Consider the following 15,717-nt stretch of genomic DNA (forward strand, 5'->3'; position numbering starts at 1 on the left):
TCCGATGAGCGAAACGGTGTACACGTTCTGCCGGTACTGCCTGGCGTCGTGTGGTCTCGAGGTGACGGTCGACGGCAACCGCATCACCAAGATCGCCGCCGACAAACAGAACCCGCACTCATGGCGGGACTTCTGCGCCAAGGGACGCACCGCCAACCAGGTCGTCGAGCATCCGCGCCGGATCCTCAACCCGATGCGCCGCGTCGGCGACACCTACGTCGAGGCCACCTGGGAGGAGGCCATCGCCGATATCGCCGCCAGGATGAACGCGCTCATCGACGCCGGCGGACCGGACAGCGTCGCCGTCTACTACGGCAACCCGGCCGGCTTCTCGTCGTCGAACGTCATCTTCATGAACGGCTGGCTGGACGCGATCGGCACCCAGAACCGTTATGCGGTGGGCTCAGTGGACCAGAACGCCATGCACGTGGTGGCCGAGGCGATGTACGGGTCGATGCTGATGGCGCCGGTGTCCGACATCGACAACTGCGACTACTTCCTGCTGGTCGGCACCAACCCCGCGGTGAGCGCCTGGAATTGGCTGGAAACCGTGCCGAACGGATGGCGGCGTGCGCTGGCGCGCCAGAAGCAGGGCGCCCGGATCGTGATCGTCGATCCGTTGCGCACCGAGAGCGCCGAGAAGGCCGACGTCCATCTGGCGGTGCGGCCCGGGCAGGACTGGGCGCTGCTGTTGGCGATGGTCAAGGTCATCCTCGACGAGGGCCTCGAGCACCGCCTGGATTGCACCGAACTCGCCACCGGGGTCGACGATTTGCGAACGTTGGTCGCCGACACCGACCTCGACGACCTGGCCGCGCGCTGCGATCTGCCCCGCCGGGAGATCGAACAGGTGGCGCGCGAGTTCGCCGCCGCGCGCGGGGCGATGGTGGTGACCCGAACGGGTGTGTCGATGCACCGGACCGGAACCGTCGCCGAGTGGCTGGGGCACGTGCTCAACGTGATCACCGGGCGGATGGACCGTCCCGGCGGGCGTAGGTACGAACCGGGTTACGTCGACGCCATCCGGATGGCGGGCATGGTCAAGGCCAAACCGCACCGCAGCCGGCTGCTCGGCCGCGAAATGGTCGCCGGCGCACACGCCTTGTCCGAACTGCCCGACGAGATCACCACACCCGGCCGCGGCCAGATCCGCGCCCTGGTCATCAACAGCGGCAACCCGGTGGTGTCCGGGCCCGACGGCGCGCGCCTCGACAACGCGCTGGCGCAGTTGGATCTTTTGGTGGCCATCGATTTCGTGCAGCGCGAGAGCCATCGCCATGCGCATTGGCTGCTGCCCGCGGTGCACTGGCTCGAGCGCGACGATCTGCTGGCGTTCACGAGCAACATGCATGACGAGCCGTACCTGCAGTACGGGGCGCGGGCCGTGGCGCCGCCGCCCGGCGCACGCGAGGAGTGGCGGGTGTTCACCGACCTCGCGATCGCCATGAACGCGCCGCTGTTCGGCGCCAAGGGGCTCAACGGCTTCATCAAGGCCACCCGGAAGTTGGCCGCCATCACTGGGCGGTCAGGACTGGAGTTCGGCCCGCACTGGATCGACCGGCTGGTGGTCGCGACAGGCCGTAAGTTCAACGGCCGCAGGATCAAATGGCGCGATGTCATCTCCCACCCGCATGGAATGGTGCTGGGGCCACGGGAGTTCGGGCATTTCCGGAAGGCGCTGCGTACCGACGACAAGAAGGTGCACGCCGCGCCACCGGAATTCGTCGAGCGAGCCCGCGAGTTGCTCACCGAACCGCACCCCGAGGCGCCGCTGGGCTATCCGTTCCAGCTGGCCAACCGGCGCCACCGCCATTCGATGAACTCATGGCTCAACGATGTGCCCGGTCTGCATCCGGGCGGCAAGGGCAACGACGTCGTCATCCATCCCAAGGACGCCGCCGATCTCGGTGTCGCCGATGGCGATCTGGTGCGGGTCTTCTCACCGGTGGGCGCGGTCGAACTGAAGGCGGTGCTCAGCGACTGCCCGCGCAAGGGCGTGGTCATCGTCGACCATGGCTGGGGCTCACGGGTTTTCGACCCGCGCGGTGGAGCGCAGCCGGTGTCGCACGGAGTCAACCGCAACCTGCTCATCGCCGGCGGGGCGGTGGACCCGCTGTCGCAGACCGCCCCGTTGAGTTCGTCGTATGTCGGGGTCGAACGCGTCTAGAGTTGCGGTCCCTGCGCGCGCAGGTCGTCGACGTTGCGCATGGCTTCGCGCAGCTTGCCCAGCCATTCGTCGGCGTGCTCCCCGACCAACCGCACCGACCACGCCAGCGCGTCGGAGCGCGACCGCGCCACCCCGGCGTCGACCAGCGTGTCGAGCACCTGGCGCTCGGGCTGCCGCAGCCGCGTCATGACGGGCACGGCGAGATGGGTGAACAGAATGCGCTCGCCGTCGTCGCCGACCTGCACACCCCAGGCCACCTTGCGCGCGTAGCGTGCCTCGGCTTCGTCGGCGATGCGCATGCGCTCGGATCGGGTTTCCTCGCGGAACCGCGCCACCCGGCCCGAGGCGTGGGCCTCGCTCTCCGGGGAGTCGGCGCCTTCGGCGTCGGGCAGACGCCCGATGACGGTGATTTCCTCGCGGTCGACGATGACGGTCGGGTCGCCGTCGAACCAGCTTTCCGGTAGCCGGCCGGCGAACCAGTCGGGTGCGTCGTTGGTGTCGGCTTGCGGTGTCTGCTGCCAGCCGCCGGGTCGGCGGCGGCCGTGGATATTGTGCCTCATTATTACATAATTACACTGTTACATCGCTGGTGGTACGGCTTTGCTTACCGCGAAACTGCAATTCGCGGGAAATGTGCGAGTAGGGCCCTGCGGATTTGCAATCTCGCGGGCTAAGGCGGTCCTAGTTGCGCTTGCGCAGCACGACCGCGGCGCCACCGGCCACCGCGGCGATCAACAGCAGGATGGCCAACGCCGGGCTGACCAGCCACCACACCAGCCCCACCGCGACGAGCACCGGTGACACCGCGAACAGCACCATCGCCGGGTGCTGCTTGATCACTGCGAGAGCGCCGCGGGCACGGGTCCGATCGATTTCCTTCGCCATGTGACCAGGATGCCAGTGCGTACGTGGATTCGTGGCCATGACAGGACCCCACAAGGGCCGGGTTTTGTGATCGTGCAGTCCGAAGGCATCGCGGTTACGACGGCCCCAGTAGTCACATTTCCAGCAGCAGCGTCACCGGGCCGTCGTTGACGAGTTCGACCTGCATGTGCGCGCCGAACACGCCCGTCGCCACCTGCGCGCCCAGCGCCCGCAACGCGTCGGCGAACGCGTCCACCAGCGGCTCGGCGACGGGACGGGGCGCCGCGGCGTTCCAGGCGGGCCGTCTGCCCTTGGCGGTGTTGGCGTACAACGTGAACTGGCTGACGACCAGGATCGGTGCGCCGACGTCGGATGCGGACTTCTCGTCGTCGAGAATCCGTAACTGCCAGAGCTTTTCGGCCAGCCGCGCCGCCTTGGCGTGGTCGTCGTCGTGGGTGACGCCGACGAGCGCTAGCAGGCCCTGTCCCCCGGGGCGCGACACCTCTGCGACCACCTCGCCGTCGACCTTCACCGCGGCCGACACCACCCGTTGCACCAGGACACGCATGACCGCAGATGCTGCCACGCAGGTCCGGACCGCGGCCTTCCGACCCCGGTTGCATACCCCATGGGGGTATCAGTACCCTGGGAGCCATGAGCACAACGACCATCACCGTCGCCGGGATGACCTGCGCCCACTGCGCCGCGTCGGTCCGTGAGGAAATCGGCGAGATCGCAGGTGTCCGGGTCGTCGACGTCGACGTCGAAAGCGGCGCGGTGACCATCGACAGCGATACCCCGGTCGACCGCAGCGTAATCCAGAGCGCCGTCGAAGAAGCCGGCTACCAGCTGGCCGGCTGACATGTCGACGATCGAGCTGTCGATCGACGGGATGACGTGTGCGTCCTGCGCCAACCGGATCGAGAAGAAACTCAACAAGATTGACGGCGTGAGCGCGACCGTCAACTTCGCGACCGAGAAAGCGCGCGTCACCTACAACGACGACGTGGCTCCAGAGTCGTTGGTGAGCACGGTCGAAGCGGCCGGATACCAGGCGCATCTGCCCACCGCCGAGGACCCCGCTGCCGCGCAGGAGGACGACCCGGCCGCATCGCTGCGGCGGCGGCTGCTGATCTCGTTGGCGCTGACGGTGCCGGTAATTGCGATGGCGATGGTGCCTGCGCTGCAGTTTCCGAACTGGCAGTGGTTGTCGCTGACGCTGGCCGCGCCCGTGGTGGTCTGGGGCGCGTGGCCCTTCCACCACGCCGCTTGGACGAATCTGCGACACCGCACCGCGACGATGGACACCCTGATCTCGATGGGCACCCTCGCGGCATTCGGGTGGTCGATCTACGCGCTGTTCTGGGGCACCGCGGGCGTTACGGGCATGACCCACCCCTTCGAGTTGACGATCAGCCGCACCGACGGCAGCGGCAACATCTACCTGGAGGTGGCCGCCGGGGTGACGACGTTCGTCCTTGCCGGGCGGTACTTCGAAGCCCGCGCCAAGCGCCGGGCGGGCGCGGCACTTCGCGCGCTGCTGGAACTGGGGGCCAAGGACGTCGTCATCCTCAGAAACGGTGCCGAACAACGTATTCCGGTCGACCAGCTGATGGTTGGTGACCAGTTCGTGGTGCGTCCGGGTGAGAAGGTCGCCACCGACGGTGTTGTCGTCGAAGGTGATTCAGCGGTAGACGCATCGATGTTGACCGGCGAGTCGGTGCCGGTGGACGTAGGTCCCGGTGATCAGGTGATCGGCGCGACGATCAACGTCGACGGCCGGCTGTTGGTGCGGGCCAACCGGGTCGGCTCCGACACCCAGCTGGCGCAGATGGCCCGGCTGGTCGAGGATGCGCAGAGCGAGAAGGCCCGGGTGCAGCGGCTGGCTGACCGGATCTCCGGCGTCTTCGTGCCGATCGTCATCGCGTTGGCGCTGGCGACACTCGGATTCTGGCTGGCCACAACGGGATCGGCGGCAACCGCGTTCACGGCGGCGGTGGCGGTGCTGATCATCGCGTGCCCGTGTGCGCTGGGGCTGGCCACGCCGACAGCGCTGATGGTCGGCACCGGCCGCGGTGCACAGCTGGGCATTCTGATCAGGGGCCCCGAGGTGTTGGAGTCCACGCGGCGCATCGACACCATCGTGCTGGACAAGACGGGCACGGTCACCACGGGGTCGATGACGCTGCTCGACGTGATCGCCGCCGACGGCGAGGAACCCGAGCAGGTGCTGCGCTTCGCAGGTGCGCTGGAGGACAGCTCCGAACATCCGATCGCCAAGGCGATCGCCACCGCCGCACGCGACAAGCTCGGCGCACTGCCCGTCGCGCAGGAGTTCACCAACCTGCGCGGTCTCGGCGTGCAGGGTGTGGTCGACGGACATGCCGTCGTCGTTGGCAGGCAGCGGTTGGTGACGATGCCCGACGGCCTCGCCCAGGCCGTGCGGCGCGCGGAATCTGAGGGACGCACCGCCGTCGTCGTCGGCTGGGACGGCACCGCACGCGGCGTGCTGGTGGTCGCCGACGCGGTCAAGTCCACGTCCGCCGACGCCATCGCAGAACTGCGCGCGCTCGGGCTGACGCCGATGATGCTGACCGGCGACAACAGGGCAGCCGCCGAGACGGTGGCGCGTCAGGTCGGCATCGACGAGGTGATCGCCGAGGTGCTGCCCCACGAGAAGGTCGACGCGGTCAAGCGGCTGCAGTCCGACGGCAAGGTGGTGGCGATGGTCGGCGACGGCGTCAACGATGCCGCGGCGCTGGCGCAGGCCGATCTGGGCCTGGCCATGGGTAGCGGCACCGACGTCGCCATCGAGGCGAGCGATCTGACATTGGTGCGCGATGACCTGCGTGCCGTCCCTGACGCGATCCGGCTGTCGCGCAAGACGTTGGCGACGATCAAAGGCAACCTGTTCTGGGCGTTCGCCTACAACGTCGCCGCGCTGCCGTTGGCCGCCGCCGGTCTGCTCAACCCGATGATCGCGGGCGCCGCAATGGCTTTCAGCTCTGTCTTCGTGGTCAGCAACAGCCTGCGGCTGCGCGGCTTCACAGCGTCGCGGTAACCGGCCCCAGCAGCTGGCAGTTCGGGTCGGTGGTGAAATCGAACATCGCGCCACAGCCCCGCCCCGACGAGACGTACGTGGCGCCAGGCTGATAGGGCTCGTACACCTGCGCCGTCCCCGGCCCCCTGGACTGTGTGCACTTGCCCGGACCGCCTTGGACGTGCAGGCACGCCACGCCGAACTTCGGTTCGAACATGCCCGCACAGCCGACCGGGGTCACGGTGGCGGTGACCATGTCGGCGCCCGACACCTGCACGACCTGCGGGGGCGACAGCGTGAAGTTGCACGGTCCCGGCAGCGGTGGCGGCTGGGCGTGCGCGGTGGCTGCGCTCGCCAAACCGGCCAGCGCGACGGTCGATACCCAAAGAGCCGTGGCTGCTCGGATCATGTGTGGATGGTATGTCAGCCGGCTTCTCGTCGGGCCCGGAACAGCTTGACGTCGCCCTTGACGCCCTTGAGCCGACGCGCACCCGCGAACGACCAGGCGAACCCGTCGGCCGAGCCGATCACGTCCCGCGCACTCTCGGCGACCAGCACGGTGTCCGGCCGTGCCACGCTCGTCACGCGACTGGCCAAGTTCACCGGGCTGCCGAACCAGTCGCCGGCCCTGCTGACGGCAGAGCCAAGCGCCAGGCCGATGCGCAGCGCCGGGAAGTCGTCGTACTTGTCCGCTGCGGCAAGCAGTTCGAGCGCCGTGTCGAGCAGCGCCACCGGGTCGGTGCTGACGAGCATCACCGCGTCACCGATGGTCTTGACGAACCGGACCGGCGGTGCGACCGCGTCGTGGGTCAGGCTGGCCAGCCGGCTGGCCAGGGTCTCCAGTTCCTCCGGCGGTACCGCCTCACCGAGGCGGGTGAAGCCGACGAGGTCGGCGAACATCACGGCGATCGTGCGTGCGCCGGGCAGCGCGCCTGCGGCGCGTTCGGCGGTGCTGACAGCCTCGGTTTCCAGCGTGTGCCGGAGCTGGATGTGCAGCACGTCGTCGCACAGCGGGCCCAGCAGTGGCGAGACCTGTCGCACCAGGCTCTCGTAGGCCTGCGCGAGCTGCAATTCGGTGGCGCCGGGCGTGATCACCGCCTCGAGCACGACTTCACGCATGGCTTCGGCGGTCTGCGCGAGGCCGTGGCCGAGCACCCTGGCCACCGAGACCACCTGCTCTCGGCTCAACCCCATGTCGAGGAAGACCTTCGCGCGCACCGCCGCTTCGCTGTCGGCACGCAGATGCACGACGGCGTCGGGGTCCTCGGCGCGGGGCAGCCCCAGCGCCGACTGCAAGGCCTCGAGCAGTTCCAGGTCGATGCCGGTTTCCTCGCAGATCTGCCGAGCCGACACGTGCGCACCGTCGTTGCCCACGAGCCGGCCTGCCGGCAACAGCATCGGCGAGACCTCGCCGCGGATCTGCTCGACCGTGAAACCCTGGCCCAACAGCCATTCGATCAGCTCGGTACGTTCGGTGCGGGCGTCGCCGTCGAGGCCGTCGAGCAGCCCGGACGCCGCGATGTCGAAATCTTCGGCCACCGGCCCAACGTATACCCCGGCGCCGTGTCATATTCGGCTCATGGCCACGCCGCTGCTGCACGGGTTCCCACCGATCATCGCGCAGGGTGCGCATACGCTGATCCTCGGCAATATGCCGAGCGTGATGTCGTTGGCCGCCCAGCAGTACTACGGCAATCCGCGCAACACGTTCTGGCGGATCGCCGGCGACATCTTCGGTTTCGGCGCCGACGATCCGTACCACGAACGGGTGAGCGCGCTGACAAACCACGGAATCGCGGTGTGGGATGTGCTGCGGTCATGTCGGCGGGTCGGCAGCCTCGATGCTGCAGTGGAGCCAGACAGCATGGTGCCCAACAATTTCCACAAGCTGTTTGCCGAGTATCCGGGCATCGGGCTGGTGTTGTTCAACGGGGCGGCCGCCGAACGCAACTACCGCCGCCTCGTCGCCGCGCGGCCCACTGCCCGATACCGACGGCTGCCGTCGACCAGCCCCGCGCACACGATGCGCCTCGACGACAAGCTGGCGGCTTGGCGCGCGGCCTTCGGCTAGGACACCGGCGGGCGGCGGTGCGCCCACGGCCGGGCCTTCTCGATCTGTGCGCTCAGCGACAGCAGCGTGGCCTCGTCGAACGGGCGGCCGACCAACTGAATCGACGTCGGCACACCGGTGCCGTCCACATCCCACGGCACGACGGCCGCGGGCTGGCCGGTCACGTTGAAGATCGCCTGAAACGGTACGCGTGCCGCCACCAGGGTCAGGGTCGATATCGCGCCCCGCCGTTGGTAGGCGCCGATGCGCGACGGTCCGGTCGCGGTGCCGGGCGTGAGAACGACGTCGACATCGTCAAAGATCGTCTGGACCTCGTCGGCGAGTTGGCTTTCCGTGCCGCGGATACGACGCATCCGCTGGTCGGAGAGCAGGCCGCCGACCCTGGCGAACGCCCGTGTGCGCGCTTCAAGCAGCTCGGGGTGCGGAAGTGTCTGCACGTCGTCGTAGACCCCTTTAAAGTAGCGCGACAACGCGTGGGCCACCGCTGTGCGCGGATAGTGCGGGTCGGCCACGATCACGTCGTGGCCGAGTTCGCGCAGCAGCGCACCAGCCTCGTGCACGGCGGCCCGCTGCGCCTTACCGACCGGCGCGACCAGCGGCGGTGGAACCTTGGTGCTCAACGCAATCCGCAGTCGGCCCGGCTCTTTGCCTGCCGCAGCGACGAACGCCGACCCGCCGGCCGACACGTCGAGGAACAGCGCGGCGTCCTCGACGGTTCTGGCTATCGGCCCGTTGACGCTCAACCCGTTCCACGCGTCGTCGTGCGGCGCCATCGGCACCCGGTCCCGTTGGGGTTTGATGCCGAACAACCCACACCACGTCGACGGGATCCGGATCGACCCCATGCCGTCGGAACCCAGCGCCATCGCCGTCAGGCCCGCAGCGACCGCCGCGCCGCTGCCTCCGCTGCTGCCACCCGGGGTGTAGTCGGTGTTCCACGGGTTGCGCGTCGCGCCGTACGTGATGGTCTCGGTGAACGGCCAGATCGTCATCTCGGGCACCGCGGTCTTGCCGATGATCACCGCGCCCGCGTCACGCAACCTTTGCACCACCTCGGCATCCCGGGTACGCGATGGGCCGTGGGCCGCAGTCCCATACGTCGTCGTCGCCCCGGCGACATCGACGTCGTCCTTGATGGCGATCGGCACGCCAAGCAGCGGAAGCCGCTCTCCCGCGTTGAGCCGATCCTGTGCGACACCGGCTTCCTGGCGTGCCGAGTCGGCGAGGACCACGCGAAAGGTCCTCAGCAGCGGATCGAGCTGCGCGATGCGGTCCAGGTAGCGCTCCAGCAACTCCGGAGCGGTGATCGTGCCCGCCGCCAGTCGCCTGGCCTGCTCGGCGGCACCTGCGAATGCGAGCTCACGGGTGTCCATCCGCGGCAGCGTAGCGGCTCAGGCTCCGTAACGGGTGGCGTACTCGCCGGGTGTGCAGCCCAGCATGGCGCGAAAGTCGTTGATGAAATGGGCTTGGTCGTACCACCCGAGGCGAGCCGCGAGGTCGGCGAAGTCCACATCGGCGTGGCTTTCGATCTCCAGCGCCGCGTGCTGCAGCCGGTAGCGGCACAACACCCACTTGACGGGCACTCCCACATAACGGCGGACGATGCGCTGCGTCGTTCGGGCACTCCACGGTGAAAGCTGCATCACCTGTTCTACGCGGTGTAGTCGGCCGTCGTCGCGGATCCGGTCGAGCAACGCGGTCACGGCTTGGTACGTGGGGTCCAGCGGCCCGTCGTACGCACCGATCGCGTTGTCCAGACCTTTCGATGCCGCGCCGATCTCATCGTCGAGATCGATTGGCTCGTCGAATAACTCGGCGTCGGCGGGCGCTATGCGGCCGGTGAACTCGGCGGCGTCGCGGCCGAACCGGGCGGCGAACCCGCCGGGCAGGAACCGCGCGCCGACGACGGTGCCCCGCGCGGCGATCGTCGTGTGAAAGACCCGTTCGACCACGCCGTGCACCAACGTGTTCGGTAACGAAAAGCCGTGCCGCGGGCTGTCATCTCCCCACTCGTGGGTGATGTGCATCGAAGGAAAGGTGATCACCGTGCTGTCGAACGGCTCTTGGTCGCGAAGGTCCCACTGCACTGACCAGAAGTATTCGACGAAGCGGGCCGTCGCATCGGACGGGGCCCACTTGTCCAGATCGAACGTCGACGCGGTGTGCGCCCGGCCGACCACGCCGCGCATGGGCGCCGAACGTGCTTCCGGCCCTCCCTCCTGCGCGAATTTCGGCAAGGAACCCCCTACTCCATTCGGATCACGGCCTACCTGCCGGCCAGCGTATCCATCCCACTGCGAGCCTGCCTTCCATCACGCCGGGATCGTGTCGCGAATCTCCAATTCAACGCCTCCGGCGGTCGGCGAAACTTGTCGCCATGAGCGTGAAATCGATTCCCGACGGCTACACCAGCCTGACCCCGTTCCTGTGCGTCGACGGAGCCTCGCAGGCCATCGACTTCTACGTGTCGGTGTTCGGCGCGACGGTCGTCGACCGGATGGACGGCCCCGACGGCACCGTGGTGCACGCCGAACTGGGTTTCGGCAACGGCCGGCTCCAGCTCGGCGACCCCGCGCAGGCCTACGACATCGCCGCACCCGATCGCAGCGCCGCGGCCACCCATTCCCTCGCGCTGTATTGCCCAGACGTCGACGCCGTCGTCGCCAAGGCCGAGCATGCGGGCGCCACCGTTCGTGAGCCCGCGCAGACCTTCGTCACCGGCGACCGGTTCGCGTCGATCCTCGACCCGTTCGGTCAGCGCTGGACGGTGATGACCCGGGTCGAGGACGTCTCACCCGAGGAACGCGACCGCCGGCTGGCCGAGTGGGCGACGGCGAACACATAACCGCTAACGTGGCGGAATGTCTTGTGTGTTCTGCCAGATCGTCGCCGGTGAGGCCCCGGCCATCCGGATCTACGAGGACGACCACTACCTCGCCGTGCTCGACATCCGCCCCTTCACCCGAGGTCACACGCTCGTCATCCCCAAACGCCACACGGTCGATCTGACCGACACCCCACCGGAGACCGTCGCGGCCATGGTCAAGCTCGGCCAGCGCATCGCGCGGGCCGCCCGAAACTCCGGGCTGCACGCCGACGGCAACAACGTCGTGATCAACGACGGAAAAGCCGCGTTCCAAACCGTGTTCCACATTCACCTGCACGTGTTGCCGCGACGCGACGGTGACAAGCTCTCCTTCGCCAAGGGCATGCTGCTGCGCCACGATCCCGACCGCGAAGAGAGCGGACGACTGCTGCGGGAGGCACTGGCGCAACTCGACTCGGCTGCGCAAGACTGAGCACATGAGCATGCCCCTGTGGGAGCGATACATCGGTCTGCCGATGCTGAGGCTGCACGACAAGATCTACCGAGGGACCAACGGCCGCATCGGGCACCGCATCCTGCCCGGTACCCCGCCCAACCTGCTGCTGCACACCGTCGGCGCCAAGACCGGGATCCAGCGCACTAACTCGTTGACCTACGCCACGGACGGTGACAGTTACCTCGTCGTCGCGTCCAAGGGTGGGGACCCCAAATCCCCCGGCTGGTACCACAATCTGAAGGCCGACCCGAACGTCGAGATCAACGTCGGCCCCAAGCGGTTCGCGGTGACGGCCAAGCCGGTGCTCGCCGACGATCCCGACTACCCGCGGCTGTGGCGCATCGTCAACGAGAACAACGCGGACCGATACCAGAACTACCAGAAGCGGACATCGCGCCAGATTCCCGTCGTCGTTCTGACGCCTCGTATTTGAGCGCAAGCAGACGTGAACATCTGCTCGCGGTGTCAGAACAGTTCTTTGGCGAGCAGTTCCAACGTCTTGTCGCGCGCGGGCGCGGTGGCCGGGTCGGTGCCGCGGCGCGCGGACGCGACCGGGTTGACCATGATCTCGTCGACGTCGAACTCGGCGGCCAGGGCCCGCATCTGCTCGGCCGCTTCCGTTGGGGTGCCGACGACCGCGCGCTGTAAGGCGTCTTCGGCGATTCGCTGCGCGTGCGGCGTCAACGTCGCCGCTTCGGCGTCCTCGACGATCTCGAGCGGACCGAGGGGCTGGCCCGTGCGAAGCCGAGCCATCATGTGCAGGTTCGGCAACATCAAAGCCGTTGCCTCCTCCGGCGTTTCAGCCACCACCGCGTTGACGGTCAGGAACGTCACCGGTTCAGGGGTGTGATCGCTGGGGCGGAACTTCGATCGGTACACCTCGAGCGCCTCGGCGGTGCCCTTACCGGAGAAGTGGTGGGCGAACACGTACGGCAACCCCTTGGCCGCGGCCAGGTGCGCCGAGTACATCGATGAGCCCAGCAGCCACAGTTTCGGCACCGTCACCGCGGCCGGGGTGGCCTTGAGGATGTAGCGCTCGTTGGGGATCGGTACTCGCACGCCGCGCTCGCCCATCAGCGCGACGAGGTCATCGAGATAGTCAGGGAACGCTTCGATGTCGCGATCATCGCGACCGGCGGCGTTGCGCAGGGCCCAGGAGGTCACCGGGTCCGAACCGGGCGCCCGGCCGATGCCGAGGTCGATACGCCCGGGATGGGCGGCCTCCAGCAGCGCGAACTGCTCGGCCACGGCAAGCGGTGCGTGGTTGGGCAACATCACACCACCCGAGCCCACCCGGATATGTGTCGTGTGTGCAGCCAGGTGCGCGATCAACACCGGCGGGCTGGTCGCCGCGACCGACGGCATGTTGTGGTGCTCGGCGACCCAGAATCGGGTGTAGCCGAGGCCGTCGGCGGTCTTGACAAGCTGCGTCGACGCCGCCAACGCATCAGCGGTCGACTGATCGGTACGAACCGGTACGAGGTCAAGAACAGAAAGCCGCATGCTCATGTCAACGCGGTGGCGCACCTATACGTTCCCTGGCCGCGCTGAACAGCGCGCGCGCGTCGGGTTGCTCCTGCAGCAACCGTTGGATCGGACGAAGCGCCCGTTCCACGCTGACGAAGCGCATCGCCACCTCACGAGCCACCGCCAACAACCTGCTGCGGCGAAACATCAGCGAGGCGAGCCGGCGCGAATTGTCCTGGGCGGACTCGACGCGTGGACGCTGGATGCGTTCATAGCCGCGCAGCAGGTCCGCCAGGTCTATGTCGTCGCTATGGCGCAGCAGTTGGCACAGCGTCCACGCCGACTCCATCGCCATCCCCGCGCCGATCCCGGCGGTGGGTAAAAACCCAGCGGCGGCGTCACCGAGCAGCACCGTGCGCCCGGTGATCCACGTCGGCGCCCGACAGTCGGTCAAAGCCCAGTAGTACGGTTCGGGATCGTCGAGTACCGCCTGCAGCGCACGCTGCAACCGCGGGCTGATCTCGTCGAGCTGGCGGCGGATTTGCGCAACGAAAGCGGCAGGGCCCGCCGCCGTATCGGCGCGAGGGCCTCCGACGAACACGCCGACTTCGTCTTTGACGGGATATCGGGCGGCGAAAATACCTGCGCCCCACCATTCTTCGCCGAGATCTGGGTCACCGTCACTCGGAGCCCAGACCACCCATCCGCCCCATCCGGTGTCGACCACCTCCGCCGAATGCGGCGTCAACACCAATTCCCTGGTCTCCGAATGCATTCCGTCGGCGATTATGACCAGATCGAAGGCCAGCCGGTAAGTGCGCTCCGGCGTGCGCACCGAGACTTCGACGCTGTCGGGCCCCTCCGCCAGCTCGGCGACTGTGGAGCCGAACGTGACCGGGCAGCCGTCGCCGGACAGCACGTCAATGAGCTCACCGCGGGCGATACCCCGGTAGTCGCCGAAGCTTTCGAGGATCGCCGACATCGAGTCCTCCCGCAGCTTGCGTCCGGTGTGCCCGTGCACGGCGTAGCGCTGCAGCGGCGTGCTGGCCGCCCGGTAGCGCTCGTGCACCCCGAGATCGTCGAGCACGACGTCGACCATGGGCATCAGCGCCAGCATGTAGCCGGCCGACGAGTTCTGGTCGCCCCGCTCGATGAGCACCGGATGGTGGCCGGCGCGGCGCAGCAGCTGCGCGGCGGCCAGGCCGGCGATGCCCGCGCCGACGACAAGTACCCGCAGCGGATCATCGGCGGCCTGCGCATATTGCTTTTCGAGGATGGTCGGACTGAACATATTTCCCACGCTACCATTGACTGGACCACCCGGTCCACTCGGTTAGGATGAGGCGTGACCGCGAGCCGAATCAAGCGCATGCCACCGGAGCGACGCCGGCGTCTCGTCGACGTGGCTGCGGCCGAATTCGCCTCGGCCGGTTACCAAGAGGCGTCGCTGAACCGCATCATCGAACGCTGTGAGATGAGCAAGAGTTCGTTCTACTACGTATTTGCGTCAAAAGCTGAGTTGTTTGATTTCGTCGTCGGTGAATTGGTCGATTCGGTCGGCGAGAATATCGTTGTTCCCCGGCCAGAACAATTTCGTGGGGACGCATTCTGGGAGCAGCTCGAGAAGTTCTTCGCCGAGTTGGTCGACCTCTCACAAGGACAACAGGAGTTCCTGACGTTGGGCCGGATGTTCTACAGCGAGGCCCCGGCCGCGGCGAAGGCCGCGGTGAACGACACCCTTGCCGCCGTGCACGCCTGGGTGGCCGACGTGCTGCATGTCGGGCGGCAATCCGGCGCCGTGCGCGACGACCTGCCGGAAGCGCTCCAGATCTCGCTGGTGTTTCGGGTTCTGCAGGTGTTCGACGAATGGACGGTGGCCCACTACGAGGAGATCGCGCAGACCGAGCTGGGCGGGCTGGCCGATGCGCAGTTCGCGACTATCCGACGGATGCTAGAGCGGCGGCCTGCCGGAACACGTCGTCGAGCATCGGCGCGGTGAGCTTGCCGGTGAACGTGTTCTGCTGGCTCGGGTGATAGCAGCCGATCAGCGTGAGGTCGCCCAGCTTCGCCGTTGCGCCGTGGCCGAATTGGGGCGCGGGCTTAGGCACCGTTCCACCTCCGGTGCGCACCATCTGTAGTGCTGCTCGCCATGCGAACCCGCCCAGCGCGATGATCACCCGCACCGTCGGGGACGTGAGCCGCCATTCGGCATCGAGCCACGGCGCACAGGTGGCCCGTTCAGCAGGCGTCGGCGCGTTCCCCGGAGGGGCGCAGCGGACTGCGGCGGCCACCCGAGTCTTGTTGAGCCGCAACCCGTCCGCCGCGTCCACGCACAGCGCCTGATTGGCCAGCCCGGTGCGGTGCATCGCGGCGATGAGGAAGTCCCCGGAGCGGTCGCCTGTGAAGACCCGGCCGGTGCGGTTAGCGCCGTGCGCCGCGGGCGCCAGTCCGACGATCATCACCCGCGGCCGCTTGGCCCCCAGCCCCGGTATGGGACGCCCCCAATAGGGTTCGCCCGCGAAGGATATCCGCTTCAGCACGGCCACCTCTTCGCGCCACTCCACCAGCCTCGGACAGGCGCGGCACACCGACATCGCGGCGTCCAACTCCTCGATGGTCTGCGCGGCCTGAGCCATCGACGCCACCTGAGCAGCCGTCGTCGCCACCGCGGTGTCCGGGGTCGCCGTGTCACCGGGCCAACCGCTACCGGGCGGCACCGGGGAATCGAAGAGCTTTCCAGTACGCGGATGGGCCAACTTCACAACACCACTGTGCACGGGCGCCA

General features: G+C 67.8%; 18 protein-coding genes. 8 read left to right on the forward strand and 10 right to left on the reverse strand.

Features of this window, described 5'->3' with window-relative positions; all coding sequences use genetic code 11:
• The first annotated feature begins 4 nt into the window (after positions 1–4).
• Positions 5–2,167, forward strand: a complete 2,163-nt coding sequence (locus ABQE93_RS18545; protein WP_448409650.1) for a molybdopterin-containing oxidoreductase family protein — start codon at positions 5–7, stop codon at positions 2,165–2,167.
• Here the strand turns inward: ABQE93_RS18545 and ABQE93_RS18550 are convergent.
• From ABQE93_RS18550 to dtd, 3 genes are all read right to left on the reverse strand, one after another.
• Entirely contained in the window at positions 2,164–2,727 is a 564-nt protein-coding gene (locus ABQE93_RS18550) for an ATP-binding transcription factor AbmR (RefSeq protein ID WP_448409648.1), read from the reverse strand. The genes ABQE93_RS18545 and ABQE93_RS18550 overlap by 4 nt on opposite strands.
• A 121-nt stretch (positions 2,728–2,848) precedes the next feature.
• Positions 2,849–3,052, reverse strand: coding sequence for a hypothetical protein (locus tag ABQE93_RS18555; RefSeq protein WP_448409647.1), 204 nt, complete (start codon positions 3,050–3,052; stop codon positions 2,849–2,851).
• Positions 3,053–3,164: 112 nt separating this feature from the next.
• Complete coding sequence (gene dtd / locus ABQE93_RS18560) at positions 3,165–3,599, reverse strand: D-aminoacyl-tRNA deacylase (protein ID WP_448409646.1); 435 nt, start codon at positions 3,597–3,599, stop codon at positions 3,165–3,167.
• A gap of 86 nt (positions 3,600–3,685) precedes the next feature.
• Here dtd and ABQE93_RS18565 point away from each other — a divergent pair, with 86 nt between their 5' ends.
• Both ABQE93_RS18565 and ABQE93_RS18570 read left to right on the forward strand, forming a co-directional pair.
• Complete coding sequence (locus tag ABQE93_RS18565) at positions 3,686–3,892, forward strand: heavy-metal-associated domain-containing protein (RefSeq protein WP_448409645.1); 207 nt, start codon at positions 3,686–3,688, stop codon at positions 3,890–3,892.
• A 1-nt stretch (position 3,893) separates the two neighbouring features.
• The gene (locus tag ABQE93_RS18570) at positions 3,894–6,092 is read left to right on the forward strand and encodes a heavy metal translocating P-type ATPase (protein WP_448409644.1); all 2,199 of its coding nucleotides are present in this window, start codon (positions 3,894–3,896) and stop codon (positions 6,090–6,092) included.
• On the opposite strand, the gene ABQE93_RS18575 is transcribed toward ABQE93_RS18570, so the two are convergent.
• Positions 6,076–6,480: a hypothetical protein gene (locus ABQE93_RS18575; RefSeq protein ID WP_448409643.1), complete on the reverse strand. Its 405-nt coding sequence runs from the start codon at positions 6,478–6,480 to the stop codon at positions 6,076–6,078. The genes ABQE93_RS18570 and ABQE93_RS18575 overlap by 17 nt on opposite strands.
• Positions 6,481–6,494: 14 nt before the next feature.
• Positions 6,495–7,610, reverse strand: a complete 1,116-nt coding sequence (locus ABQE93_RS18580; RefSeq protein ID WP_448409642.1) for an adenylate/guanylate cyclase domain-containing protein — start codon at positions 7,608–7,610, stop codon at positions 6,495–6,497.
• 40 nt (positions 7,611–7,650) lie between these two features.
• Between ABQE93_RS18580 and ABQE93_RS18585 the strand changes: the two genes are divergently transcribed.
• The gene (locus ABQE93_RS18585) at positions 7,651–8,142 is read left to right on the forward strand and encodes a DNA-deoxyinosine glycosylase (RefSeq protein ID WP_448409641.1); all 492 of its coding nucleotides are present in this window, start codon (positions 7,651–7,653) and stop codon (positions 8,140–8,142) included.
• On the opposite strand, the gene ABQE93_RS18590 is transcribed toward ABQE93_RS18585, so the two are convergent.
• Positions 8,139–9,515: an amidase gene (locus ABQE93_RS18590; protein WP_448409640.1), complete on the reverse strand. Its 1,377-nt coding sequence runs from the start codon at positions 9,513–9,515 to the stop codon at positions 8,139–8,141. The genes ABQE93_RS18585 and ABQE93_RS18590 overlap by 4 nt on opposite strands.
• 18 nt (positions 9,516–9,533) lie before the next feature.
• On the reverse strand, positions 9,534–10,331 hold the full coding sequence (locus ABQE93_RS18595; protein WP_448409639.1) for an AraC family transcriptional regulator: 798 nt from the start codon (positions 10,329–10,331) through the stop codon (positions 9,534–9,536).
• 188 nt (positions 10,332–10,519) lie between these two features.
• Here ABQE93_RS18595 and ABQE93_RS18600 point away from each other — a divergent pair, with 188 nt between their 5' ends.
• The 3 genes from ABQE93_RS18600 to ABQE93_RS18610 are packed head-to-tail and all read left to right on the forward strand — an operon-like array spanning position 10,520 to position 11,898.
• Complete coding sequence (locus ABQE93_RS18600; protein ID WP_448409638.1) at positions 10,520–10,987, forward strand: VOC family protein; 468 nt, start codon at positions 10,520–10,522, stop codon at positions 10,985–10,987.
• 16 nt (positions 10,988–11,003) lie between these two features.
• A complete protein-coding gene (locus tag ABQE93_RS18605) occupies positions 11,004–11,441 on the forward strand; it encodes an HIT family protein (RefSeq protein ID WP_448409636.1) in 438 nt (145 codons plus the stop codon).
• A gap of 4 nt (positions 11,442–11,445) precedes the next feature.
• Entirely contained in the window at positions 11,446–11,898 is a 453-nt protein-coding gene (locus ABQE93_RS18610; RefSeq protein ID WP_448409635.1) for a nitroreductase family deazaflavin-dependent oxidoreductase, read from the forward strand.
• 32 nt (positions 11,899–11,930) lie between these two features.
• Here the strand turns inward: ABQE93_RS18610 and ABQE93_RS18615 are convergent, their stop codons facing one another.
• Together ABQE93_RS18615 and ABQE93_RS18620 are read right to left on the reverse strand one after the other, a co-directional pair.
• On the reverse strand, positions 11,931–12,968 hold the full coding sequence (locus ABQE93_RS18615) for an LLM class flavin-dependent oxidoreductase (protein ID WP_448409758.1): 1,038 nt from the start codon (positions 12,966–12,968) through the stop codon (positions 11,931–11,933).
• 7 nt (positions 12,969–12,975) lie between these two features.
• Positions 12,976–14,223 carry an FAD-dependent oxidoreductase gene (locus tag ABQE93_RS18620; protein WP_448409633.1) on the reverse strand — a complete coding sequence of 416 codons (1,248 nt, stop codon included), beginning with the start codon at positions 14,221–14,223 and terminating at the stop codon, positions 12,976–12,978.
• A gap of 111 nt (positions 14,224–14,334) precedes the next feature.
• Here ABQE93_RS18620 and ABQE93_RS18625 point away from each other — a divergent pair, with 111 nt between their 5' ends.
• Positions 14,335–14,931 carry a TetR/AcrR family transcriptional regulator gene (locus ABQE93_RS18625; protein WP_448409632.1) on the forward strand — a complete coding sequence of 199 codons (597 nt, stop codon included), beginning with the start codon at positions 14,335–14,337 and terminating at the stop codon, positions 14,929–14,931.
• On the opposite strand, the gene ABQE93_RS18630 is transcribed toward ABQE93_RS18625, so the two are convergent.
• Entirely contained in the window at positions 14,870–15,694 is an 825-nt protein-coding gene (locus ABQE93_RS18630; RefSeq protein WP_448409631.1) for a uracil-DNA glycosylase, read from the reverse strand. The two genes, ABQE93_RS18625 and ABQE93_RS18630, sit on opposite strands and share 62 nt — an antisense overlap.
• Positions 15,695–15,717 lie beyond the last annotated feature (23 nt).

It is taken from the genome of Mycolicibacterium sp. XJ662, from assembly GCF_053484035.1.